The organism is Sporichthya polymorpha DSM 43042, from assembly GCF_000384115.1.
In the GTDB taxonomy this organism is placed as follows: domain Bacteria; phylum Actinomycetota; class Actinomycetes; order Sporichthyales; family Sporichthyaceae; genus Sporichthya; species Sporichthya polymorpha.
The window spans coordinates 646,437-669,023 of sequence record NZ_KB913029.1 but is presented as its reverse complement, the minus strand read 5'-3'; the positions used below and the strand labels follow the sequence as shown (position 1 = coordinate 669,023).

At 69.8% G+C, this 22,587-nt stretch carries 21 protein-coding genes; 14 read left to right on the top strand and 7 right to left on the bottom strand.

Features of this window, described 5'->3' with window-relative positions; all coding sequences use genetic code 11:
- Nucleotides 1-603: a DUF2889 domain-containing protein gene (locus SPOPO_RS32325; protein WP_019873360.1), complete on the bottom strand. Its 603-nt coding sequence runs from the start codon at nucleotides 601-603 to the stop codon at nucleotides 1-3.
- The gene (locus SPOPO_RS0103325; protein WP_028984483.1) at nucleotides 600-1,493 is read right to left on the bottom strand and encodes a cyclase family protein; all 894 of its coding nucleotides are present in this window, start codon (nucleotides 1,491-1,493) and stop codon (nucleotides 600-602) included. Before SPOPO_RS0103325 ends, SPOPO_RS32325 begins: the two co-directional genes overlap by 4 nt.
- An 80-nt stretch (nucleotides 1,494-1,573) precedes the next feature.
- Between SPOPO_RS0103325 and SPOPO_RS0103320 the strand changes: the two genes are divergently transcribed.
- From SPOPO_RS0103320 to SPOPO_RS33540, 3 genes are read left to right on the top strand one after another with little or no spacing between them, the layout of a single operon-like run.
- Nucleotides 1,574-2,818 (top strand): cytochrome P450, encoded by a 1,245-nt coding sequence (locus SPOPO_RS0103320; protein ID WP_033385570.1) that lies wholly within the window; start codon nucleotides 1,574-1,576, stop codon nucleotides 2,816-2,818.
- Nucleotides 2,819-2,829: 11 nt separating this feature from the next.
- The gene (locus tag SPOPO_RS0103315; protein WP_169577148.1) at nucleotides 2,830-3,015 is read left to right on the top strand and encodes a ferredoxin; all 186 of its coding nucleotides are present in this window, start codon (nucleotides 2,830-2,832) and stop codon (nucleotides 3,013-3,015) included.
- Nucleotides 3,012-5,195: an acyl-CoA dehydrogenase family protein gene (locus SPOPO_RS33540; protein WP_019873356.1), complete on the top strand. Its 2,184-nt coding sequence runs from the start codon at nucleotides 3,012-3,014 to the stop codon at nucleotides 5,193-5,195. Before SPOPO_RS0103315 ends, SPOPO_RS33540 begins: the two co-directional genes overlap by 4 nt.
- A gap of 2 nt (nucleotides 5,196-5,197) precedes the next feature.
- Here SPOPO_RS33540 and SPOPO_RS27475 read toward each other — a convergent pair whose 3' ends face one another.
- Nucleotides 5,198-5,863, bottom strand: coding sequence for a TetR/AcrR family transcriptional regulator (locus SPOPO_RS27475; RefSeq protein ID WP_019873355.1), 666 nt, complete (start codon nucleotides 5,861-5,863; stop codon nucleotides 5,198-5,200).
- Between the two features lie 68 nt (nucleotides 5,864-5,931).
- Here SPOPO_RS27475 and SPOPO_RS0103300 point away from each other — a divergent pair, with 68 nt between their 5' ends.
- The 11 genes from SPOPO_RS0103300 to SPOPO_RS0103250 all read left to right on the top strand — a co-directional run bounded on the left by SPOPO_RS0103300 (nucleotide 5,932) and on the right by SPOPO_RS0103250 (nucleotide 18,409).
- The gene (locus tag SPOPO_RS0103300) at nucleotides 5,932-6,999 is read left to right on the top strand and encodes a hypothetical protein (protein ID WP_156869522.1); all 1,068 of its coding nucleotides are present in this window, start codon (nucleotides 5,932-5,934) and stop codon (nucleotides 6,997-6,999) included.
- Nucleotides 6,996-7,493 carry a Zn-ribbon domain-containing OB-fold protein gene (locus SPOPO_RS0103295; protein WP_019873353.1) on the top strand — a complete coding sequence of 166 codons (498 nt, stop codon included), beginning with the start codon at nucleotides 6,996-6,998 and terminating at the stop codon, nucleotides 7,491-7,493. The genes SPOPO_RS0103300 and SPOPO_RS0103295 overlap by 4 nt, the downstream gene beginning before the upstream one ends.
- Nucleotides 7,490-8,236, top strand: coding sequence for an SDR family NAD(P)-dependent oxidoreductase (locus tag SPOPO_RS0103290; protein WP_019873352.1), 747 nt, complete (start codon nucleotides 7,490-7,492; stop codon nucleotides 8,234-8,236). The genes SPOPO_RS0103295 and SPOPO_RS0103290 overlap by 4 nt, the downstream gene beginning before the upstream one ends.
- Entirely contained in the window at nucleotides 8,226-9,392 is a 1,167-nt protein-coding gene (locus SPOPO_RS32315) for a thiolase family protein (RefSeq protein WP_019873351.1), read from the top strand. Before SPOPO_RS0103290 ends, SPOPO_RS32315 begins: the two co-directional genes overlap by 11 nt.
- Before the next feature lie 112 nt (nucleotides 9,393-9,504).
- Nucleotides 9,505-10,476 carry a VOC family protein gene (locus SPOPO_RS0103280; RefSeq protein ID WP_019873350.1) on the top strand — a complete coding sequence of 324 codons (972 nt, stop codon included), beginning with the start codon at nucleotides 9,505-9,507 and terminating at the stop codon, nucleotides 10,474-10,476.
- Between the two features lie 50 nt (nucleotides 10,477-10,526).
- Nucleotides 10,527-11,939: a wax ester/triacylglycerol synthase domain-containing protein gene (locus tag SPOPO_RS0103275; RefSeq protein ID WP_019873349.1), complete on the top strand. Its 1,413-nt coding sequence runs from the start codon at nucleotides 10,527-10,529 to the stop codon at nucleotides 11,937-11,939.
- 77 nt (nucleotides 11,940-12,016) lie between these two features.
- Complete coding sequence (locus SPOPO_RS27465; RefSeq protein WP_019873348.1) at nucleotides 12,017-13,015, top strand: alpha/beta fold hydrolase; 999 nt, start codon at nucleotides 12,017-12,019, stop codon at nucleotides 13,013-13,015.
- Nucleotides 13,016-13,066: 51 nt separating this feature from the next.
- Nucleotides 13,067-14,167, top strand: a complete 1,101-nt coding sequence (locus SPOPO_RS32310; RefSeq protein WP_019873347.1) for a phosphotransferase family protein — start codon at nucleotides 13,067-13,069, stop codon at nucleotides 14,165-14,167.
- Between the two features lies 1 nt (nucleotide 14,168).
- Nucleotides 14,169-15,179 (top strand): DUF7064 domain-containing protein, encoded by a 1,011-nt coding sequence (locus SPOPO_RS0103260; RefSeq protein WP_019873346.1) that lies wholly within the window; start codon nucleotides 14,169-14,171, stop codon nucleotides 15,177-15,179.
- 117 nt (nucleotides 15,180-15,296) lie between these two features.
- A complete protein-coding gene (locus SPOPO_RS0103255; RefSeq protein WP_019873345.1) occupies nucleotides 15,297-17,108 on the top strand; it encodes an FAD-dependent oxidoreductase in 1,812 nt (603 codons plus the stop codon).
- The gene (locus tag SPOPO_RS0103250) at nucleotides 17,108-18,409 is read left to right on the top strand and encodes an FAD-dependent oxidoreductase (protein WP_019873344.1); all 1,302 of its coding nucleotides are present in this window, start codon (nucleotides 17,108-17,110) and stop codon (nucleotides 18,407-18,409) included. The genes SPOPO_RS0103255 and SPOPO_RS0103250 overlap by 1 nt, the downstream gene beginning before the upstream one ends.
- Here the strand turns inward: SPOPO_RS0103250 and SPOPO_RS0103245 are convergent.
- The 4 genes from SPOPO_RS0103245 to SPOPO_RS0103230 are packed head-to-tail and all read right to left on the bottom strand — an operon-like array spanning nucleotide 18,406 to nucleotide 22,582.
- Nucleotides 18,406-19,644 (bottom strand): acyl-CoA dehydrogenase family protein, encoded by a 1,239-nt coding sequence (locus tag SPOPO_RS0103245; protein WP_019873343.1) that lies wholly within the window; start codon nucleotides 19,642-19,644, stop codon nucleotides 18,406-18,408. The two genes, SPOPO_RS0103250 and SPOPO_RS0103245, sit on opposite strands and share 4 nt — an antisense overlap.
- A gap of 49 nt (nucleotides 19,645-19,693) precedes the next feature.
- Complete coding sequence (locus SPOPO_RS0103240) at nucleotides 19,694-20,791, bottom strand: acyl-CoA dehydrogenase family protein (RefSeq protein ID WP_019873342.1); 1,098 nt, start codon at nucleotides 20,789-20,791, stop codon at nucleotides 19,694-19,696.
- Between the two features lie 52 nt (nucleotides 20,792-20,843).
- Nucleotides 20,844-21,614 carry an SDR family NAD(P)-dependent oxidoreductase gene (locus tag SPOPO_RS0103235; RefSeq protein WP_019873341.1) on the bottom strand — a complete coding sequence of 257 codons (771 nt, stop codon included), beginning with the start codon at nucleotides 21,612-21,614 and terminating at the stop codon, nucleotides 20,844-20,846.
- The gene (locus SPOPO_RS0103230) at nucleotides 21,611-22,582 is read right to left on the bottom strand and encodes an alpha/beta fold hydrolase (RefSeq protein ID WP_019873340.1); all 972 of its coding nucleotides are present in this window, start codon (nucleotides 22,580-22,582) and stop codon (nucleotides 21,611-21,613) included. The genes SPOPO_RS0103235 and SPOPO_RS0103230 overlap by 4 nt, the downstream gene beginning before the upstream one ends.
- Nucleotides 22,583-22,587 lie beyond the last annotated feature (5 nt).

The following is a 22,587-nucleotide window of genomic DNA, read 5'->3' as shown; positions in this document are numbered from 1 at the left end:
CTAGACCGCGGTCGGGCCTGCGTCACCGCGCTCGTTCACCATGTCGGAACGGCGCAGGATCGGGAGGAGGACCTCACCGGTGCGGGACAACCCGTGGCAGACGTCGACCAGGCCCGGCTCGATGTCCAGGCCGGTGGACATCCAGGTGCCGTCGACCCTGGTCACGGGGTCGTACGGGGTGCGGGCGTTCATCTCCAGGAAGATCACGTGGGTGGTGATCTCGGCCAGGCCGAGCAGCAGCGTGGTCTGGTGGGTGCAGCCTGCGGTGCCGCCCAGCACAGCAAGGACCGCCTTGCGCCAGCCACCCCGCAGCGCCTGCCCGACCAGAGCGCCGGCCGCCGGGGCGACGCGCGGGCAGGGGGTGTAGGGCAGTTCGAGCGGGGTGACGGTGAGCGCGGTGACGGTCAGCTCGGGACCCTCCAGTCGCCCCCGCACCTCGATGTCGTGGATCGTGACCTGGTCCGGGCCGCCGAACTCGCCGTTCCAGGCCTCGTCGGTCAGTCGGGCGACGAAGGAGTAGACGCCGTCGCCCTGCGGGTGGACGTCGAAAGTCTTCGTCCGCCGGCTGCGCGGCTGGTGCGCGTCCCCGCTTCTCCCGTTCACAACAGAGCCACCGGCGCGACCGGCCCACCCACGGCGCCGACCAGGTTCAGCGGCGACGCGATGAACAGGAACGTGCTTCTGCCGGTCTCGGCGAGTGCCGCAAGGTCGAGCAGCTCGCAGAAGATCACGCCGTGCCCGCGCAGGAGAGCGAGGTGCAACGGCACCTGGCAGTCGGGGTCCGAGGACGGGAAGGCCTCGACCCCGATGTTGTCGGCCCCGACCAGTGCGAGGTCCTGCTCGGCCAGCCAGTCCGCGCAGTCCGCGTGCAGCCCCGGCCACCGGTGCGGGTCGTTCTCCCCGGCGATCCAGGCCTGCGTCCAGCCGGTGCGCACCAGCAGCGCGTCGCCGGGTTCCAAGGTCACGTCCGCGGCGTCGAGCTTGGCGCGCAGGTCGGCGACGCCCACGGCCTCCCCGGGATCGAGCCAGCTTCGGCCCGCCGGCACCAGGTCGACGAACACCCCGCGGGTCAAGATCGGTCCGACAGTGTGGATCCCGAGCCGGCGGGCGCCCCTGCTGGAGACCTCCGTGGACGGGTGCCCGTTGTACATCAGCCCGTCCTTCCAGATGTGGGCGAGCGCGTCGAGGTGCGTGACGCCGTGGGTGGGCAGCGTGATGACGTCGTCGCTGAAACCGAAACCGCCACGCTCGGGCAGGCCGGCGGCGTAGTCACCACCGTCCCGCAGCATGTGGTGGGCGGGCGCGGGCCGTCCGACCGCGCCGGTCGACCGGCCCGCCACGATCGGCGCCGCGAGACTCACTGCGACGTGGTCGACGACGCAGGCCAGGCCACGGGCCACGGCGCGAGGTCCGAGCGTGTTCAGCGCGCCGCGCTCGTCGTCGGGGCCCCAGCGTCCCCAGCTCGGATCTGGTGCCGGGTCAATGGGGGTCATGCCGCGATTGAACGCCACGTGTTCCAACATGGTCAACAGCCCTGTTGTCCGTGGTGCGGAAATCGGGCATGGTGTCGAGCATGCCGATCGATGCGCCGACCTCCGCCCCTGTGGACCTGGACGACCTGCTCGGGGTCGAGGCCATCAACGACCCGGTCCGCTACTACGGCCGGCTGCGCGAGGTCAGTCCGGTGCTGTGGAACTCGCGCTGGAACGGATGGATCGTCACCGGCTACGACGAGCTCATCGCCGCGTACAAGAACCACGAGCAGCTGTCCTCGGACCGCTTCGAAGGACCGTTCGCCGACCAGATGCGGACCAGCGCGAGCAGCTACACCCAGCTGATCACGTTCCTGTCCAACTTTTTCGTCTGGAAGGACCAGCCGTACCACACCCACGTGCGGACCCTGGTCAACAAAGCCTTCACCCCGCGCTCGGTCGAGCGACTGCGCCCGCGGGTCCAGGAACTCGTGCGGGAACTCGCGGACCCGATGGCCGACCGGAAGGACATCGACTTCTTCGCCGAGTTCGCGTTCACCCTGCCGGTCATCGTGATCGCGGAGTTCCTCGGTGTCCCGCACGAGGCGCGCGAGGACGTCAAGGTCTGGTCCGAGGAACTGGGAGCGGTCATCTTCGTCAGCGGGAACGAGGAGGAACGGCTGCGCAAGGGCGAGATCGCCATGAACAACCTGGTCGAGCTGTTGCGTCCGATCGTCCGGGCCCGGCGCACCGACCCGCGCGACGATCTGCTGAGCGGCATGGTCCAGGCCGAGGAGCGCGGGGACTTCCTTTCCGAGGACGAGGTCATCGCGAACGCCATCCTGATGGTCTTCGCCGGGCACGAGACGACCATGAACCTGCTCTCCAACGGCATCGTCGCCTTCGACCGTCATCCCGACCAGTGGGAGCGGCTCCGGGCCAGCCCGGACCTGGCCCGCCCCGCGGTGGAAGAGGTGCTGCGCTATGACGGCCCGATCCGGGCGATGGCGCGCTGGGCGCGGACGCCGATGAAGCTCGGGGACCAACAGATCGGTGAGGGCGACCGGGTATTGCTCGTGCAGTACGCGGCCAATCACGATCCGAAGGCTTTCCTGGATCCCGACCGCTTCGACATCGGGCGGACGCCCAATCGCCACGCCGGTTTCGGGTACGGCATCCACATGTGCCTCGGGGCGCCGCTGGCGCGGCTGGAGGCCTCCGAGGCCTACGCGTACCTCACCCAGCGGTATTCCGCGCTGGAGGTCGTCACCCCCGAACTGCGATACAACACGACGATGGTGGCCCGGAGCCTGACGGGGCTTCAGGTGGCGGCGCACCTCCGATGACCGTGCGCGCGGTGGTGGACCGCACGCTCTGCTCCAGCGTCGCCATGTGCCTGCAGATGGCGCCGGAGTCCTTCGTGCTCGATGCAGAAGGGATCTCCACGGTCGTGCCGGATGTCCACCACGACCCCGAGGCCATTGCGGAGGCCGTCGACGCGTGCCCGATGGGTGCGATCTCCCTGCTGGCGGAGGACGAATGACCACGAGGCTGGACCCAGCGGCCGAGTTCGCCTTGCGCCGGGAGGTCCGGGACTTCATCGACCGGCAGGTCCAGGACCGGGGCGTTGTGCTGAGTTGTGACTCCTGGCTCAGTGGGTTCGACCCCGCGTTCAGCCGAGCCCTGGGGAGCCGCGGCTGGCTGGGCATGACCTGGCCCGTCGAGTACGGGGGAGGCGGACGATCCGAGCGCGAGCGGTGGATCGTCAACGAGGAACTGTTGGCCGCGGGCGCGCCGGTTGCAGCTCATTGGTTCGCCGACCGGCAGAGCGGACCCGCCATTCTCAAGCATGGGACCGAAGCACAACGTCGACGGTTCCTCCCGGCGATCTGTCGCGGCGAATGCTTCTTCGCGATCGGCATGTCCGAGCCGGACAGTGGTTCCGATCTGGCTTCGGTGCGGACCGCGGCGATCCGGGACGGGGACGGTTGGATCCTGACCGGCACGAAGATCTGGACCAGTCACGCCCACCGGGCGAGCTTGGCGATCGTGCTGGCGCGTACTGCCGCCGCGGTCGAGGGACAGCGCCACGCGGGCTTGAGCCAGTTTCTCGTTGATCTCGCGGCGCCGGGGATCACGATCAACCCCATCCGAACCCTCGACGGCGAACACCATTTCAACGAGGTGGTTTTCGACGACGTGAAGCTGCCCGACGACGATCTCCTGGGCGCCGAGGGGCAGGGCTGGTCCCAGGTGACCGCTGAGCTGGCTTACGAGCGCAGCGGACCGGAGCGCTTCCTGTCGACCATGCCGCTGCTGGCGGCGGTGGTGGAGAAGGCCCGAGGCGGACCGTCGTCCAGCGAGCTCGGGAGCCTGCTTGCGGAGTTCTCCGCGCTCCGCGCCATGTCGGCCGAGGTGGCCGACGCGCTCGGGCGCGGCGACGCGCCGGCGGCCCAGGCGGCGCTTGTCAAGGATCTCGGTACTCGCGCTGAAAGTCGCGTCATCGACCTGGCCCGCCATCTGCATCCGGGAGAGACCGACCTCGATGCTCAGGACGACCTGCGTCGTCATGTCGTGCGCGCGACGCTGCACGCGCCCGGCTTCACGCTTCGCGGCGGCACCAACGAGATCCTGCGCGGGATCGTCGCTCGCTCGTTGGTGGGCGAGCGTCCCGCCGGCAGTGAGATCAGTCGAACCCTGCGCTCCATCTGTTCGGCCAACGATGTCTATGAGCCCTCCGGCGTCAGCTCCGAATCAAAGCTGCGGGAGTTGCACAACCGCCTGGTGGAGGACGGGTGGCACCGGGTCGGGCTGGCTGAACGATGTGGTGGCCAGGGCGGCGATCTGCAGGACGCCGCCGACGTGGCGGCCGCCATGGTCGGCACCCCTTCCGCCCTGGCCGACGTCGTGCTCGCCGCGGCCCCACTGATCGAGTTGGCTGGCCTCGAGTTGCCCGCGGACGCCGGCCTCGTCGTCGTCGCCCCACCAGTGGAGGCCAAACTGCTCTTCGACGGCCCGGACGCGCTCTTGTCCGCCGCAGCGGAGAGGGTCCCGTGGGCGAGCTGGGCCACCCACCTGCTGGTCCCGGTCGCTGACGGCGACGACGCTGCCCTCGCCCTCGTGGCGATCGACGACGTGGAGGTGACGCCCGGGCGGAACCTGGCGGGGGAGCCGCGCGATGCCGTTCGGCTCAGCTACGCGCCCGTGGTGGTCGCTTCGGTGCATCTCCCCCTGGAGCACGTGCTTCAACTCTGTGAGGTACACGGCGCCCTGACTCGCTGCATCCAGATGTCGGCGGCTCTCGAGCGCCTGGTCGAAGCTTGTGTGTCGCACACCCGAACTCGCGTCCAGTTCGGGCGCCCCCTGGACCGCTTCCAGGCGGTGCAGCAACTGCTGGCGGAACTCGGCGGGGAGGCGGCGGCGGCCGGCGCCCTCACCCGCCGTGCGCTCATCGCCACGGCGGCGGGAGAACCGGACGCAGTCGATCTGGTTGCCTGCGCGAAAGTCCGCACCGGAAGCGCGGCCGGGACCGGTGCCCGCATCGCCCATCAGCTGCACGGGGCCGTCGGCATCAGCCAGGAGCACAGCCTGCACCGGTACACCACCGCGCTGTGGTCCTGGCGCGACGAACACGGCGGCGAGACGGCATGGGCGCGCCGGACAGCCGCCTCGGTGACTGCCCCCGACACCCCCGGTGTCTGGCCCTGGCTGGTGGGCGGATGAACCTAAGGAACGTGTTCCAGGGACGGCGAGACGGCTCCGCGGAGCAGATAGCCGGCGAACTCGCGACCGATCTCGATGCCGGGCAGGCGCCCCCCCGGCCGGAACCAGCGGTGCGACCAGTTGGAGGCACCGAGAATGGCGAGCGTGAACAGGTGCGGATCGATGTCGCGACGAAGCTCACCGGAGGCGACACCCTCTCGGACCACCCCGAGGATCGCCGCCTCGTACCGCCCGCCGAGCACCAGCAGTCGGCGAGCCGAGGCCGACTCCGACCGGCGGACCCGGGAGAGGTCCTCCTGGATGTAGATGTACTGGTACGGGTAGTGCCGCTCGAAGGCGTCGAAAGCACCCTCGATGAACAGCTGGAGTCTCTCGGCCACCGGCCGGTCGGCGGCGGCGAGGGCCTCGGCCGCCTCGACCATCTCGGTGATGACCGCCTCCACGACCTCGTGGAAGATCGCTTCCTTGCTCGGGAAGTAGTAGTAGACCGAGGCGCGGTCGCCCCCGAACTCGGTGACGATGTCGTTGATGCTCGTCGCCTGCAGGCCCTTTCTGCGGAAGACCTCGCTGGCGGCCTTGAGGAGCTGCGCCCGCCGCTCCAGGTAGGCCGGGCTCGGTTCGGCCCGCGCCTGGTCGCGTCGTTCGCCGATCGGCGGCTTCTTCGCCATGGCCCTCCCTCGTGCGCGCTGCGTCCATCAGTCTCCCGGTCAACATCCCTGTTGGGAAGCGCGGCCCCATGAGAGACGTGTACATCGCGGGTTCGGCGGTCACGCGCACCTGGGCGGACACCTCGCGAAGCCTGACGGACCTCATCTTCGACGGCGTGAGCCTCGCTCTCGTCGATGCGGGTCTGACGATGGCCGACGTGGACGGAGTTGTGCTGGGTGCGCACGACCTGGTCGACGGCCGCGGCCTCACGAGCATGGTCACCGCGCCGGCGGCCGGCGCGTACCTCAAGGACGAGGTGCGACTCGGCGAGGACGGCGCGAGCGCGCTGGCGCTCGCTGTCGCCCGGATCCGCGGGGGGCACAGTGAGGTCTGCATCGTGGCCAGCTGGGGACGAGCCAGCGAGGGTGATCCGGACGCCATCTCCCGGACCCTCTTCGACCCGTTCACGGTGCGACCCTTCGGCCTCACCGAGTTGTCCGTGTCCGCGTTCCGGGCCGCCGCCGCGCTTCGGGCGTACCCGGCATACGCCGCGTGGCGCGACGAAGTTGCCGGCCGCCGGGCGGAGGGGTCCGCACCGGGAGACCGCCGACCCGCCGCCCCCATTCCGCTCGTGACCGGAGACCTCCCGCTGTGGGCGGACGTGGTCAGTGCCGTCATCGTCACCGCGACGCGGACACCGGTGCGGATCGGCGGCGTCGGTCTCGGTACGGAAAGCTTCGAGCTCGGCGACCGGGACCTGCTCGGGATGCCGGCTCTGACGCACGCCGCCGGGCGTGCGCTCGCGATGGCCGGTATCGGGATCGCGGACGTCGGTGTCCTGGAGATCGACGGCCTGACGAGCTTCGATGAGGCACTCGGCCTCGAGGCGGTCGGCGCTGCGCCCCCGGCCGGCGGCATGGAAATGCTGGCGCGGTCCCCCCAGGTCAACGCCGACGGCGGCTGCGCCGCCGGTTACTGCGCGCCCGCCATGGGCCTGGTGCGCGTTGCCGAGGCGCACCGAGCCCTGCGTCAGGGGAATGCGCAGCACGCCTTGGCCACGGGGTCCTCCGTCGTGGCCGCTCAGACCCAGGCCGCTCTGGTGCTCTCACGCACGCAGAACCACCCCGACCCGATGGGAAGTGACGCACCGTCATGAGTCAGCAGACGGACGAGCCGGACGTGGAACTGGTGACCATCCCGGGCCAGTGGAACTTCGGGTACACCTACTTCGCGGGCCGGGTGGCGAGCGCGTTCTTCCACGAACTCAAGAACAAGCGCATCATGGGCTCCCGGTGCCCCCAGTGCGTCCGCGTGCTCGTGCCGGCGCGGGGGTTCTGCGACGCCTGCTACGCCCCCACCGAGCGCGACCTGGTGGAGGTGGGGACCACCGGCACCGTCGAGACGTTCACGATTCTGACCGAGCCCTTCCCCGGCCTGCCGGAGCCGCCGGTCGTGGTCGCCCTCGTGCTGCTCGAGGGCTCCGACAGTGCGGTGCTCAACGCGGTCACCGGGATCGACCTGGGCGATCTGGACGCGGCTGCCGCCCGGCTGCTCGCCGGGATGAGGGTGGGAGTCGAGTTTCGGGCCGAGTGCGAGGGGCGCATCACCGACTTCCACTTCGTGGCCGACCTGCCCGGAGGCGGGTCATGACCCGACCCGAGGGCACCGTCGCGATCGTGACCGGCGCGGCCGGTGGACTCGGCACCGCCATCACCGAGGTCCTCGTGGGCGAAGGGCTCCTCGTGGCCGCGCTCGACCTGGACGGCGCGCGCCTCGAGACCCTGGTCGACCGGGCCGGCAAGTCCGTTCACCCCCGGGTCCTCGACATCACCGATTCGGCGGCCGTCGGGGTCGCGGTGGCGGCCATCGCCTCCGACCTGGGGCCGCCGTTGATCCTCGTCAACAACGCCGGGCTGATCGACCAGGCCGCGCGGGTGGACGAGACCTCGGACGAACTCTGGGCCGAGGAGTTCGCGGTGCACACCGCTGCGTCCTTCTACCTCACCCGCGCAGTCTTCCCCTTGATGAAGCAGGCCCATTGGGGCCGGGTGGTGCACATCTCCTCCATCGCGGCCAGCCTGGGCAACTACGGCCACGGTGCCTATGCGGCGAGCAAGGCCGCGCTGACCGGGCTGAGCCGTACCACCGCGCTGGAGGGCGCCCGGTACGGCATCACCGCCAACTGCGTGCTACCGGGCCTCACCAACACGGCGGCGTACCAGCGCTTTCCGGCGGACCTGCGGACCCGGATCGAGGCGAGGGCCGCGATGCGCCGACCCGCCGAGCCGGCCGAGGTCGCGTCGGTAGTGGCGTTCCTCGCCGGGGACGGCGCCTCCTACGTGACCGGGCAGGACATCACGGTGGACGGTGGGTTGGGTCTGTATGTCTTCTGACGTCGCGATCATCGGTGTGGGGCAGACGCCCTACCGCCGGGTCTGGAGCGCCGCCACCCCGGACCTCGTCTTCGACACGGTGACGGTCGCGCTCGCCGATGCGGGGATCACGATGGCGGACGTCGACCTCGTGGTCGGAGGCTTCGCCCCCGACGGCCTCGCGGGCGAGCGTTCGCCGGACAAGAGCTTTCTGCCGGCCGCGGGATCGGTGGGACGGGCGTCGTTCCGGGTGAACACCGGTGGTGCCACCGGGATCGGGGCTGCGTACAGCGCCATCGAGATGCTCGAAGGGGGATTGGCGGACGTGGCGGTCGTCGTGGCCGTCGAGCGAATGGCACAGGCCGCCACCGTACCCGCGATCTTCAACTCGATCTTCGACCCCATCTACGAGCGCGACACCGGGCTGTCCACGCTGTCGATGTGCGCCATGCGCGCGACGCGGATGATGAAGCTCTGGGGCTACACGCCCGAGATCTGGGCCGACATCTCGGTGCGCAATTTCGCTCACGCGATGCGCAACCCCCACGCGCAGCTGCGCCGGGCGATCACCCGCGACGACGTGCTGTCCTCACCGATGCTCACCTGGCCGATCCGCAAGTACGACGCCTGCCCGATCTCCGAGGGCGTGTGTGTTGTCGTGGTCGCCCGGGGGGAGGTGATCGGCCGCACCGGCCGCCCGGTGGCATGGGTGCGTGGCCGCGGCAGTGTCTCGGACACGTACGAGATGGGTGACCGGATCGGGCGCGCTGAAGGCGACCTGGTGGAACTGCTGAGCCTGCAGAAGGCGGCAGCGCGTGCGTACGCACAGGCCGGGATCTCCTCCGGCCACGACGCCCAGGTGATCGAGATCCACGCGCCGTTCAACAGTGCGGAGACCATGGCGTACATGCCGTTGGGACTGTGCAAGGCCCCGGAAGGTCCCGACCTCGCCGCGTCGGGTTTCGGTGCCTGGGGCAGTCCCACCGTGCTGCAGCCCTCCGGCGGGCCCCAGACCGCCAATCCGGTGGGAGCCACCGCCCTGGTTCGCCTGGCCGAGGCCGCAGAACAGGTGCGCGGAACCGCAGGTGAGCGTCAGGTCGACGGCGCCCGGATCGCGATCGCCACCGGGCAGGGAGGCGCCAGCCAATTCTCCACCTGCACCGTGGTGTCCGCGTGACGGCTCGCACACCGGGCCGCTCGATCCCGCCCAGCGGAACGGGCGGCACCGCGAGGCCGACTCCCGAGTTCAGAATCGGAGCACCGCCCACGCTTTCCCAGGAGGTCGACCGATGAGCGTCGTCACGAGGTTCGGCTACGTCACCGCCGGTGTGCAGGACATGGACGAGGGCATCGATTTCTACCGTCGGATCGCCCGGCTCGACCTGACCAAGCGTGAGGGTAGTTCGGCCTTCCTGACGGGCGGCGTTGAGCACCACTGGCTCCGGCTGGAGGAGAGCTCGCAGGCCGGGGCGATCCGGCTGGCCTACGAGGTGGCCGACGAGGACACCCTGACCGCGGTGGCGAAGCAACTCGCCGAGCGGGGGATGACTTACGAAGAGGGCGGGAACTTCCAGGTTGACGCGGTCGCGCGCTGGTTGCGCTTCGTCGACCCGGGCGGCATGGAGATCGAGCTCTTCACCACGATGATGGAGCGCGGCGTCGCCCCGATGGGTGCCGGCATCGAGATCGAGAAGTTCGTGCACGGCGGCTTCGCGGTGAACAACTACGAGGAGACGCTGAAGTTCTACATCGAGGTGCTTGGCTTCAAGGTGTCCGACCGCATCGGCAACCTGGTCACCTTCCTGCGCTGCGGCGACCGCTACCACCACAGCCTCGTGCTGGTGCGGGCCTTCGACGGTAAGGCCAAGTTCGACCACTTCTGCATGCAGGTCGCCTCGATCGACGACGTCATGCGTGCCCGTAGCAACGCGCTGAAGAACGAAGTCACCCTCCGGAACGACCTGCTCCGGCACGCGCCGTCCGGGTCGATGGGCATTTACGTCGAGGACAAGGCGCGTCAGTTCGCGATCGAGTTCTGTGTCGGCCACCCCCAGGTCGACGACGAGACGCACGTCGCGCGCACGCTGCCGCTCGCCCCCGAGACCATCGACATCTGGTTGGCCCCACTGCCGGCCCCGGCGCCGATCGAGCCCCCGGCGCCGATGGGGAACCCTGCCGCTGCGGCGGCGGTCACTGCCGCCGCAGCCGCCGCCAAGGAGCAGGAACCGCAAGGGGCACCGGCCACACTGTCGGAAGGATGAGCCCCGCGCATCCACCCTCCTCGGACCACGTCGGGCACCCGGGAGGGGGCGTGGAGCCGGCGGCCATGCGCTACGACGACTACATGGCCAACATGGACGCTCTGCTGTGGTCGGTCGAGCGTGACCCGATGCTGCGCTCCGACGCGGTCGCTGTGCTGGTGTTCGAGGGGCCCATCGCACCTGAGGACTTCCGGGCCGCGGTCAGTCGTTGCGTCGCCCGGGTGCCGCGGCTTCGCCAGGTGGCGAGGACGACCGCGATGAGCACCGCGCCGCCAAGGTTCGTGGACGATCCGCGCTTCGACCTCGACCACCACACTCCGGTGCTCGCTGTCGGCGGTGAGGCCGGTCTGGAGGACGTCCTCCGGATCGGCGAACAGGTCCGCGCCCAGGTGTTGGACCACGCCCGGCCGCTGTGGGTGCTTCAACTCGTCACCGGCCTGGCGAGCGGCGGGTGCGCCATCGTGTTGAAAATTCATCACTCGGTGACCGACGCCGTCGGCGGTCTGCAGATGATCATCGAGCCGCTGCTGAGTCCTGAGCCGGGGGTGCCGATCGGGGATCGGGTGGAGCCCTCCGAGCCCCGGCGGCTCGGTGTCGCCGAGCTGGTCGGCGGGGCCGCGCTGCACGAGCTGCGCACCGCCGCCGGGGGTGCGGGCCGACTCGGCCGGCTCGGCGCCGCGGTCGCGGCCAGGCCGCGGAGCACCGTTCCGGCCGCAGCGCGCATGACAGCTTCCCTTGCCCGAACGATGCGGCCAGTGGGCGATCCGCTCAGCCCGCTGATGACCGGCCGGTCCCTGTCCAAGAAGTATCTGACCCACGCGCTGCCGACGGATGGCCTACGCCTCGCCGCCAAGGCCGCCGGTGGCAAGCTCAACGACGCCTTCGTCGCGGGCGTCATCGGCGGGCTGGCGCGCTACCACGACAAGAACGGCCAGCCGGTCGACGCCCTCCGCATGCTGATGCCGGTGAACCTGCGTCAGGCGGGGGATGCTGCGGTGGCGGGCAACGCGTTCTCGGCCGCGACCTTCGTCGTGCCCGCGGACATCGCCTCATCCGCGGAGCGGGTGATCCGAATGCGCGAGCTGTCCGCCCGGGCGCAGGCTGAGCCTGGACTGCGGGCGTTCGCCTCGATCGCGGGGGTCGCCAGTCGCGTGCCGCCGTCGGTGCTCACTCCCCTTTACCGGAAGATGGTCGGTGGGGTCGACGTCATCACCTCGAATGTCCCGGGACCGCCCGTTCCGCTGTATCTCGGGTCCGCGCGCCTTGCGGGGTTCTATGCCTTCGGGCCCATCGGGTCGGCGGCGGTGAACGTCACGCTCATGACCTACGCCGGGACGGCCTACCTGGCCATCAGCGTGGACCGGGCCGCGGTCACCGACCCAGATCTTCTGCTCGCCTGCATGGCGGAAAGCTTCGACGAGCTTCTCGCTCTGGGCCGGGCCGACACGAAAGTCGTCCCCTGACCACGAACGCGCTGGTACCTCCCGGTGCTGCGATCGCACTGAGGGACCATCAGATTCGTCTGGTCGACGGCTCACGGGTGGGGCTGGCCGTGGGCGGACGCGGCACCCCGCTGGTCTTCTTGCACGGGGCCGGTCTCGGTTACGTCCCGTACCGGCGCGCGCTGAGCCTGCTACCACAGCTGGGCTTTCTCGTCGTCGCCGTCGACGCGCCGGGACACGGCCGGTCCGACGGACCGCGGGAGGCCGGGACCGATTTCAGCATGCGCGCCGCATTGGTCGGTCGCATCCTCGACGAACTCGGGGTCGAGCGCGCGGTCCTGGTGGGCCATTCGATGGGTGGCCGCAAGGTCATCGAGCTCTCGGCGGCGCGACCCGAGCGCACGCTGTGCGCCGTGTTGCTCGATGCAGCCGCCGGTGGCCCGCTCGACGCGCGCGCCGCGCGCAGTCTGACCCATCCGCCCGACCTCGCCCGCCAGATCGGGGCGGCGATGTGGGACACCGTGCACTTCCGGACCGGGCTGGACCGAGGGGAACGCGCCGCTTACCGGGCCGTGCTGAGAGCCTCCGTGCTGCAGGCGTTGCGGCGGCCGTCCAGCGTCACCGCTCCGATCGGACTCACGATGCGGGCGGCTCCGAGTGTGCCGCTGCTGCGCCGGATGCGGGAGGCCGGCGTTCCGGCCGTCGTCGTGCACGGTGAGCGCGACCTGCTCGTGCCGTTGGAGTCGGCTGTCGACCAGGCGCGGCAGTCGGGGGCGCCGCTGTACGTGCTGCCCGGCGCATTTCACTCCTGGGTGATGTCGATGCCTCGCCGGCTCCTGGCGGTGATGACAGCGCTGCTCGAGCAGGAGCTCGGCGGCGCGCTTGCGGCGTCGGGCGTCCACCCGCGTGGCCGCACGGCTGCGGAGCTCGAAGACGCATGCCTCGCGAAGGACGCCCGCCTCCTCGACCTGGTGCCGCCGATCGAGGTCGTCGACACGTCCGCGCCGCCGGGTCCGGCCGTAGCCCGGATGGTTCGCCATCAGGGTCCGCGATCCGGAACCAGTGATGCCGCGCCCGGAGAATCGATCGCACGATGAGATGACGGCCACCGGGCGTCGACGTGCTGGGGAGCAACAGAAGGAGCACTGATGAGTGCCGAGGCAGGGCCGACCGTGGTGGCCAAGGTCGCCCGCAGCCGGGACGAGGCTCTCGCGCCGCAGATCGAGAGATGGCTGCGGAGCGCGGTTCCGGGATTCGAGAACGCCCAGGTTCGCGGCCTCCGGTCGTCCGACGCCAGCGGGCTTTCGGGGGAGACCCATCTCGTCGACTGTCTCCTCGATTCAGCCGGAGGTCCCGCGGAGCGCACCGTCGTCCTGCGCAAGGACGTCCTGGAGAACCAGACCAACCCGCAGTCCGACTTCACCACACTGCTCCGGGTACAGCGCGCGCTCGGCGATCTCGGAACTCTCCCGGTCCCGCGTGTGCTCGGAGTCGAACAGTCGCCCGCGGTGCTCGGCGCCCGTTTCGTGGTGATGGAGTTCGTCGACGGTCTCATCCCGGCAGACGTGCCGACGTACGCGGCGGCCGGATTCGTCCACGACGCGACGCCGGCGCGACGCGCGGCGATGTGGACCTCGGGCGTGGACTTCCTGGTCGCCCTGCATGCCCTCGACCCCCGGGAACTCGGGCTCGCGGACCTGGGCTTCGGGGCCCCGGGTGCCGACCATGTGGAGCGCACCGTCAATCACGCGGTGGCGCTGTTCCGCGCCGAGGCCGGTACGCGATCGAATCCGCTCATCGAGCGGGCGATCGAGTGGATGACCGCAGCACGGCCCTCTGCCGGTCGGGATTGCATCTGCTGGGGTGACGCGCGAATCGGGAACATGATCTGGCGCGACTTCACGTGTGTCGGGGTCATCGACTGGGAGATGGCGAGTGTGGGCAGCGCCGGTGTGGATCTCGGGTGGTGGTCGTTCTTCCACCGGTGGTCCACCCATGGGCAGGGGAACCCGGATCTCAGCGGGATGTGCGTCGGCGCGGAGCTGGCCGACCTCTACGCCGCGCGTGGCGGGGACAAGATCGAGAACTTCACCTTCTACGAAGTGCTCGCAGCGGTCCGGGGCCTGAGCATCTGGTTGCGGATGTACGCCGCGATGCACGCGCAGGGCGCCCTGCCGGAAATGGATCCTCTCGCCGACGAGATTCACATGGTGCGAGTACTGGCCGCGTTGATGGATGAGGCGAGCTGACATGAGTGAGGACTCAAAGCGGGCGTGGTGGGACGAGACCTCCCCTGGTCTGGTTCAGGCGCAGGAGACGGACGACTTCCTGCGCCCGGACATGACCGCCCGGGAGCCGGACCCGACGTGCACGGAGACGCACTACTTCGGCTTCAACGTCCCCGAGCATCAGATCCACGGCCTGGGCTACGTCTGGTACCACCCGAACCTGAAGACGGTCACCGGCGGGATCGCGGTGTGGCAGGGCTTCAAGGACCATCCGCTGCAGTCCGAGATCTGGGACTACGTCACGTACATGAGCGACGAGTGCCTCGAGAAGGACTTCTGGCACTACCGGCTGCAGAACGGCTACGAGGTCACGACGATCGAACCGCTGCGATCCCACCGGATCCAGTACTCCAGCCCGGCCACCGACAGTGCCGTCGACGTCACCCTCACGGCGATGGCGCCGCCGGCCATGCTCGGCAGCGGCATGCATTTCGAGCAGCCCATGCGCACCAGGGGGACGGTTCGGCTGCGCGGCGTCGACTACGCGGTCGACGGGACCACCGTCCGTGACCGCTCGTTCGGGCAGCCGCGCCGGGAGCACCTGGTTCCACTGCCGCCCCTGGCCTGGGTGAACGGGGCGTTCTCCGAGGACTTCGCCTTCGGGATCATGGCCTTCGACGATCCCGCCCGGGGACCGGAGTGGGCCGGCGTGCTGGACCTGCCAGGTGGCAACAGCCTGCGCACCGGGTGGGTCCGCAAGGACGGAGTGACGGCCGAGGTCCTCTCGGTGTCCAAGCGGACCGTTCGCCGCCCCGGGTCGTTCTACCCCGACACCGTCGAGATGACCGTGGTGGACCGGCTCGGCCGGGAGTTGGAGATCGTCGGGGCGACCTGTGCCGGCGTGCAGTGGCAGACCTGGCACAACATGGACTCCAACATCTGCCTCACCCGCTGGGAGTGCGAAGGACAGGTGACCCACGGGGACTGCCAGGAGTTCCTCTGGCCGGAGTACGTGCGGCGCTTCCATCCCTGAGCAGGACCGGCCAGGTGGGTTCCGGGGCGCGGAATGCCCAGCGGGGCCCGGGCACCGCGTCCTCTTAGCCTCGGAGAGCAGGCCGATTTCCCGCGACGAGGTCCCCCGAGGAGCGCCATGACTCTGACCGGCGAACTGTCGGACGCCGAACTTGAAGCGCCCGTCGACGCCGACGCGGAAGCGATCTTCACCGCCTGGACCGGGAAGTTCGCCGCTGCTGTCGCGGCGAACGATCCCGAGGCGATCGCGGCCACGTTCGTGCCCGACGGGTTCTGGCGGGACATCGTCGCGTTCACCTGGGACTACCGCACGCGGGCAGGCCGGCAGCAGATCGTCGAAGGTCTGGCTGAGGCTCTGCCGGCCGTGACTCCCCGTCATGTCCGCCGGGCCCCGGACCGGATGGCCCCTCGGGCGACCAAGTATCTCGGCCAGCCCGTCGTGGAGGGCTACCTCGATTTCGACACCGCCGTCGGTCGCGGTACCGCCTACGCCCGGCTGCTCCTCGACGAGCACGCCCCGCAGGACTCGCTGGCCTGGGTCGTGCTCACGACGCTGCAGGACCTCTCGGGGCACGAGGAGCAGATCGGCGCTCTCCGTCCGACCGGCACCGAGTACTCCTGGGAGTTCGGTGGAGACAATTGGCTCGATCTGCGCACCAAGGCTGTCCAGTACGCGGACCGTGACCCGCAGGTGCTCATCGTCGGCGGGGGTCAGGCCGGGCTGTGTCTGGCCGCGCGGCTCACCCAGTTCGGCGTCGACGCCCTGATCGTTGAGCGCAATCCGCGAATCGGCGACAACTGGCGCAACCGCTACCACTCCCTGACGCTGCACAACGAGGTGTGGGCGAACAGCCTGCCGTACATTCCCTTTCCGGCCACCTGGCCGACGTTTCTGCCGAAGGACAAGCTCGCCGGCTGGCTGGAGTCCTACGCGGAGTTCATGGAGCTCAACGTCTGGACCGGCACCGAGCTGGTGGACGCCTCGTACGACGAAGCATCGAAGCGCTGGACCGCGCGGGTCCGCCGCGCGGACGGAACCGAGCGTGCGCTGGTCGTGCCGCATCTGGTCTTCGCCACCGGAGGGGTCAGCGGCCAGCCCAAGATGCCGCAGCTGCCGGGACTCGACGAGTTCCACGGTGACGTCATGCACTCCAGCGCCTTCTCCAGCGGCATCTCCTACGCCGGCAAGAAGGCGATCGTGGTTGGTGCGGGTAACAGCGGGCACGACGTCGCACAGGATCTGCACGCCAACGGCGCTGCCGAGGTGACGATGATCCAGCGCGGGCCGACCGCGGTGGTCAGTCTGGTGCCGAGCGGTATCCTCGTGTACTCGCTGTTCACCACCGGGCCGGTCGAGGACATCGACCTGATCACCGCCGCGAATCCCTACGAGTTGCTGCTCCACAGCTACAAGTGGCTCACCAAGCGGACCTGCCGGATCGACGCGGACCTGATCGCGGGACTCGAGGCCGCCGGCTTCAAGGTCGGGTTCGGTCATGACGACACCGGCTTCCACATGCAGTACCTGCGGCGCGGGGGCGGGTACTACATCAACGTCGGTTGCTCCGACCTCATCATCGACGGCAAGATCAACGTGATCCAGCACGAGGACATCGAGACCTTCACCGCCGACGGTCTCGCGCTCACCGACGGACGCAGGCTGGACGCCGACGTGGTCGTGATGGCCACCGGATACGACAACATGCAGGAACAGATCCGCCGGTTCTGCGGCTCGGAGGTGGCCGACAAGGTCGGCCCGGTGTGGGGCTGGGACGACGAGGGCTGGATGCGCAACATCTGGCGCCGCACGCCGCAGGACGGCCTCTGGGTGATGGGTGGCGGCCTGCACGAGTGCCGGACCTACTCGAAATTTCTGGCCAACCTGATCACGGCCGACCTCGAGGGGCTTCTCCCACCCCGGGCGGCGTGATGGAGCCGACGTCGGTCGACGTGCTGGTCATCGGGTCGGGCATCGGGGGGCTCGCCGCCGCCGCGATGCTCGCGCACGCCGGCCGCAGCGTGCTGGTCGTCGAGTCTCGTGACCGCGTCGGCGGCCGCGGGTCCACCGTGGAGATCGACGGTTTCCTGGTGAGCACCGGAGCCGTCGCGCTGGAACTCGGCGGTCCGATGGAGGACCTGTTCCGCACAGTTGGCGCGCCCTATGAGGTGCGCCGACCGAAGGAGCCGGCGCAGTGCGTGCAGTTCCGTGGCCGGCTCTACAACACGACGTCGCGGCCGGCCCGGCTGCTCCTCGACGGCGGGCTCCGGAAGGTCGGCGCGCAGCTCACCCGGAAGTGGGACGGCCCGCCGCAGGGCGACGACCCGAGCCTGGAGCAGTGGCTGCGCCGTTTTCCGGTCGGGCGGACCGTTCGACGGCTCATGCGCAACATCGCCGCGGGGGTGTTCTCGGTCAACAGCGACGAGGTCTCGGCCCGTGCGATGTTGACCTACCTGACCCAGAAGAGTCTGTTCCGCGATTACGGCTTTTCGCGCGCCGGCACCATCGGCCCGATGCAGGAGCTCGCCGCCGTCGTCGAGCGTCACGGCGGACAGGTGTGGCTGTCCTCGTCGGTGGAGAGCCTCGACATCGCCGGCGGGCTCGTGCGGTCGGCGACGGTGCGCCGCGGCGACGAGCTCGTGACGGTGAGCTGTGGCGCGGTGGTCAGCAACGCGGGGCCGAGCGCCACCGTGGCCCTCTGCGCCGACGGCGCGCTGCCGGCGGACTACGTCGCGCTGGTGAAGGAGAAGATCCATCCCGCCCCGATGTACGCGGTCACCTTCGCGAGCCGGCGGCGCCTGGCCAAACCCGCGGGCATCGTGTTCTTCGCCGACACCTCGCGTCTCAGCGCCATTGCTCACCTGACCTCCGCCTGTCCCGAGGTCGCCCCGCCCGGGTGGTACCTCTACGTCGCCTATGCCGTGCCGGTCCCGGCGATGTCGCCGTTCGACGAGGACGCGGAGCGGGCGGCGGTCCTGGCCGAGCTCGCCCGGGAGCTGGACGGCTTCGAGCAGGCCCGCATCCTTTGCGCTCCGCTGCTCTCGGGCGACTGGCCCGCGCAGCGGGTGGTCGCCGGCTCGGAGATCGACTCGGCAACGCCGGTCGCCAATCTCTGGAACGTCGGGGACGCGACCCGGGCGTACGGCGACGGCGGTCTGCAGGGTTGCGCCACCAACGGCCGCGAGGTCGCCGATCGGGCCCTCGGCTGGTTGGCCCGCCGACCGGCTTCCTAGACGACCGGACGCAGGGCGGCTGCCACCGCGGGCCCGGTGGCCCGGGCGGCCGCCTTGAAGATCCCCCGGCCGACGGTCAGCTTGAGGATCTGGTTCGTCCCCTCGATGAGGTCGAAGGTGACCGCGTCGCGATACCACTTCTCGAGCAGGTGCTTCTCCGAGGACGCCTCGCTGCCCATGATCTGCAGGAGTCGGCGGTAACTCGCCTCGACGATGGCGGGACCGTGGGACTTCGCCATGGCGGCTTCCGTCCGGTGCGGCAGGTCGCGATCGGCGAGCCACGCGGCGCTGACCAGCAGGCGCATGAGGTCGTCCAGCGCGTGGTGGATCTCGGCGCAGTCGGCCTCGGCCTGGGCGCGGCGACGCGGGGCGTAGCGGTCCTCGCGGCGCACGTGATCGAGCACGAAGTCGGTGGCCCCACGCAGCGTTCCCACGCTCCAGGCCTGGCAGAACGGACGGGTCCGGTTCAGCACGTTGAGCCCCTCGACGAAGCCACCGGGCTCGTCCGGATCCCCGAGCATGTGGTCGAGCGGCACGCGTACGTCGTGAAAGCGGATCGCCGACTGCCGTAGGAAGCGCATGCCGAGCTTGAGGTCCTCGGTCTCGCGCACGATCTCCACCCCGGGGGTGCCCTGCGGGATCATCATCCCGCGCAGGCCGTTCATACCCTGAGCGGTATCGATGCTGAGGAAGATGAGCATCATCGAGGCCTCGGCGCCCTGCGAGCTGAACCGCTTCGAGCCGTTGACGACCCACTCGTCGCCGTCGCGGACGGCAGTGGTGCGGATGGCCGAGATGTCGGAGCCGCAGTGGTCCTCGGAGAAGGCGAAGGAAGACGAGGCGTCCGGGTCGGCGGTGAACTTCTCCACCTGCGCCGGGGTTCCGATCACCGAGAGGATCTTCTCCAGATTAGCGTTGCGCTTGAGCGCCCCCCAGGCCCACCCGTCCCCGTAACACATGGCTTCCATCGCCAGGACGCCCAGCACGTGGTTGTCGGCGTCCGAGTCGGAGGCCTGGTAGACCTTTCCGGCCCGGTCGATCAGGCCGAACTCGGGAACGCTGAGCGGGCTCACGTCGATGGGGCAGCTCTGGAGGACCCGCCGGCCTTCCTCGAAGTACTTCGTCTGCAGCCGGTCGGCGGTACGGGCCAGCGGCCGCACCTCGTGCAGCGACCATTCCTTGATCTCGGCGAGGAGCTTCTGGGTGTCGTCGGGCAGAGCGAACGAGACGGTCATGGCAGGACTCTCCTTGCTCGGGTGCTCGGTTGCTCGGTTGCTCGGTTGCTCAGTTACTCAACGAGAACGGGGTCGCGGCGATGTCGACGTCGACCACGCCCAGGGCGGCGGCGCTGCGGTACCAACGCTCCGACGGGAGGTCGCGGGTGATGGCCCGCACCCCCACCAGTTGCACGCCGTCGCGGGTGGTGTGCAACGCGTGGGTCGAGATGCGGTTGAGCGCCCGGGCGACCCGAGCTTCGATGTCTGCGGTGTCGGTGGCCCGGTCCACCTCCGCACTCGTGTCCCACAGCAGCAGGCGCAGTTTCTCCAGCTCGGTCGTGCGGTCGATGATCGGGAACGCGACGCCCTGGTGCTGGGCGATCGGCACGCCCCAGGTGGTGCGCGCGGTGGCGTAGCCGGCGCAGAACTCGATGGAGGCCCGGGCCGTGCCCTGCAGCACCGCGCCCAACATCAACCGGGCCTGACCGAGCGACCGGTCCAGGGCCAGCCCACCGCCGAGCCGCTCGCCGGGACTCGTCGCGACTCCGTCCAGGGTGACGGTGCCGCTCGGGGCGGCAGTTACGGCGATCTTGCCGAGCACCCGGTCGTCGCGTTCGACCGTGATGCCGCTGCGTGCACCCGTCCAGCAGTGGGCGACGATCTCGTCGCCCTCCCGGCCGACCAGCAGGCTGACGTCGGCACCGGCGGGCCAGGCGACCGAGGTCTTGCGACCGGTGGCACTGCCACCACCGACGGTCGTCTCGTACTCACTGGGCTGGCGGCCGTAATCCTCGTACGCGAGCAGGCTCGCGGTCGCGGCCGGACTCGCCAGGGCCGCACTCACCGCTGCCTTCTGCTCCGGGGTGCCCACCGCCGCGACGATCGTGGCCACCTGAAGAGCGGGCACGATCGCCCAGGCGGCACCGGGGTCGCCGTACGCGAGCGCGTCGAGGGCGACCAGCACCGTCAATGGATCGATGCCGGCCTGCGCGACCACGGCGGGATCGAGGCCGGCCGCGGCGAGGTGAGCACGCAGCGTCGGCAGGTCGACGCCCTCGGCCTCGGCCGTCGCCGCCTGCTCCCGCAACTCGCCGGCGACGGCGTGCAGGTGCTCCCGGGCGGCGGTCGCAGCGGGGGAGAGCGTGAGGTCGAAGCCGGTCGCCATGTCGTGCCTTCCGTCGTAGCGGTCGTCCGAGAACTGAGGGGACGTCAGACCGTCAGAGCATGGTGCTTCCGCCATTGATGCTGAGCACCTGACCGGTGGTGAACCCCGACTCATCTGACGCGAGGTAGGCGGCGAGCGCCGCGATCTCCTCGACGGTGCCGGCCCGGCCGGCGGGAATCACGGCCAGCACCTTGGCCAGCGTCGCCTGGATCGCCGGGTCGGTGGACTGCTCGAAGGCGTCGTAGGCCTCGGTGCGGGTGGCGGACGGCGCGATCGCGTTGACGGTGATTCCGTCGGTCACGAACTCCCGCGCCCAGCCGGTGGTGAGGCCGTGCACGCCGCCCTTGGCCGCGTTGTAGATCGCGTGCCAGTCCAGGCCGTTGCGCACCGAGTCCGCACCCATGTTGATGATGCGGCCGTACCCGGCCGCTTTCATCAGCGGGAGCGCCTCCAGCGAGCAGTAGAGGGTGGTCCAGAGGTTGCGGTCGAGGGTGGCGCGCAGGGTCTCCTCGGTGTGGGAGAGCGTCGGGCGGATCACCCCGCCGCCGGCGTTGTTGACCAGGATGTCCACCTGGCCGTAAGCCTCCTGGCAGGTTCCGATCAACGTGGCCGCGTTCTGCCGCACCGACAGGTCCCCGACGACCACCAGCGGAGCCGGGCGGCCCGGTCCGGCCAACTCGGCGGCGACCTTCTCCACAAGATCGCCCTCGATGTCGGCGAGCACGAGGCGTAGGCCCTCGTCGGCGAACCGGGCCGCGATGGCCTTGCCGATCCCGACCCCGGCGCCGGTGATGATTGCCGTGCGGCCCGGGGCGAATCTCATGACGCCTGCTCCACCAGGTTCGGGTTCTCCGGACGCGTGTCCGAGACCCCGGCCCAGTCCGCGGTCTTGCGGCTCACCTTGCCGTCGCGGAAGAACTCCAGGAAGACCTGGTTGAACATCTCGGGCTGGTCGGTCTGGCCCTGGTGACCGCACTCGTCCGGGTAGAAGAACTGGACGTCGGGCAGGTGGGGCTCGATGCCGAAGCCGTTCTCCACCGGCAGGATCACGTCGTTGCGGCCGTACAGGTAGATCCCCGGAATGCCGCACCGGTCGAGTCGGCCCTTGGTGGTCAGGCGGGCACCGAGAATCGGGTCCGGTTTACCGGCGACCCAGCTCAGGAAGGACGGCGGGATCGCCGCGTAGGACTCCTTCTGCGCGTTGGCCGCGTTGGTGCGCATCGTGATCAGGTCGTCGGTGATCGCGGTCTCGCGGTAGATGATGTCGTTCATCATCGCGCGCATCGACTCGGGCGTGCCGTCGAAGGCCATCAGACGCTTCTTCGCGTCGTCACTGATCGGCACGGCCGGCGCAACGTCGCCGACCGGCCCCGCGATGAGAGCGAAGCTGATGATGTCCTCGGGGTGGTTGCAGATGTAGTTGACCGCGTTGCCGCATCCCATCGAGTTCCCCGCGATGTGGAACTTGTCCAGACACAGCGCGGTGGTGAACTCCTTGATGAAATCCACGTAGGCGGCGTAGGACTTCGGCTGGTGCTGGGGCGAAGTGTCGGCCAACCCGAAGCCCGGCATGTCCGGCGCGTAGACGCGGAAGCCGTTGGCACCGAGGAACGGGGCCATGAAGCGCCAGCCGGCGAGACCGGAGGATCCGGTGATGCCGCCGTGCAGCAGGACGACCGCCGGGCCGTTGCTCCCGGAGGTCATGTAGTGCGCCTTCGCCCCGCTCGCCAGGCGTACCCAGCGGGAGTCGAAGTCGGCGACCTCGATCAGGCCTTCGTCGGTCAGTGCCATAGCGG

What these genes read in the sequence shown, in the direction of transcription:
- SPOPO_RS32315 (WP_019873351.1), top strand. Translation starts at nt 8,226, where the DNA reads ATGTCTTCTGACGTCGCGATCATCGGTGTGGGGCAGACGCCCTACCGC.
- SPOPO_RS0103235 (WP_019873341.1), bottom strand. Translation starts at nt 21,614, where the DNA reads ATGAGATTCGCCCCGGGCCGCACGGCAATCATCACCGGCGCCGGGGTC.
- SPOPO_RS33540 (WP_019873356.1), top strand. Translation starts at nt 3,012, where the DNA reads ATGACCACGAGGCTGGACCCAGCGGCCGAGTTCGCCTTGCGCCGGGAG.
- SPOPO_RS0103230 (WP_019873340.1), bottom strand. Translation starts at nt 22,582, where the DNA reads ATGGCACTGACCGACGAAGGCCTGATCGAGGTCGCCGACTTCGACTCC.
- SPOPO_RS0103290 (WP_019873352.1), top strand. Translation starts at nt 7,490, where the DNA reads ATGACCCGACCCGAGGGCACCGTCGCGATCGTGACCGGCGCGGCCGGT.
- SPOPO_RS32310 (WP_019873347.1), top strand. Translation starts at nt 13,067, where the DNA reads ATGAGTGCCGAGGCAGGGCCGACCGTGGTGGCCAAGGTCGCCCGCAGC.
- SPOPO_RS0103280 (WP_019873350.1), top strand. Translation starts at nt 9,505, where the DNA reads ATGAGCGTCGTCACGAGGTTCGGCTACGTCACCGCCGGTGTGCAGGAC.
- SPOPO_RS0103300 (WP_156869522.1), top strand. Translation starts at nt 5,932, where the DNA reads ATGAGAGACGTGTACATCGCGGGTTCGGCGGTCACGCGCACCTGGGCG.
- SPOPO_RS0103255 (WP_019873345.1), top strand. Translation starts at nt 15,297, where the DNA reads ATGACTCTGACCGGCGAACTGTCGGACGCCGAACTTGAAGCGCCCGTC.
- SPOPO_RS27475 (WP_019873355.1), bottom strand. Translation starts at nt 5,863, where the DNA reads ATGGCGAAGAAGCCGCCGATCGGCGAACGACGCGACCAGGCGCGGGCC.
- SPOPO_RS0103325 (WP_028984483.1), bottom strand. Translation starts at nt 1,493, where the DNA reads ATGACCCCCATTGACCCGGCACCAGATCCGAGCTGGGGACGCTGGGGC.
- SPOPO_RS0103245 (WP_019873343.1), bottom strand. Translation starts at nt 19,644, where the DNA reads ATGACCGTCTCGTTCGCTCTGCCCGACGACACCCAGAAGCTCCTCGCC.
- SPOPO_RS0103250 (WP_019873344.1), top strand. Translation starts at nt 17,108, where the DNA reads ATGGAGCCGACGTCGGTCGACGTGCTGGTCATCGGGTCGGGCATCGGG.
- SPOPO_RS0103295 (WP_019873353.1), top strand. Translation starts at nt 6,996, where the DNA reads ATGAGTCAGCAGACGGACGAGCCGGACGTGGAACTGGTGACCATCCCG.
- SPOPO_RS0103260 (WP_019873346.1), top strand. Translation starts at nt 14,169, where the DNA reads ATGAGTGAGGACTCAAAGCGGGCGTGGTGGGACGAGACCTCCCCTGGT.
- SPOPO_RS0103320 (WP_033385570.1), top strand. Translation starts at nt 1,574, where the DNA reads ATGCCGATCGATGCGCCGACCTCCGCCCCTGTGGACCTGGACGACCTG.
- SPOPO_RS0103240 (WP_019873342.1), bottom strand. Translation starts at nt 20,791, where the DNA reads ATGGCGACCGGCTTCGACCTCACGCTCTCCCCCGCTGCGACCGCCGCC.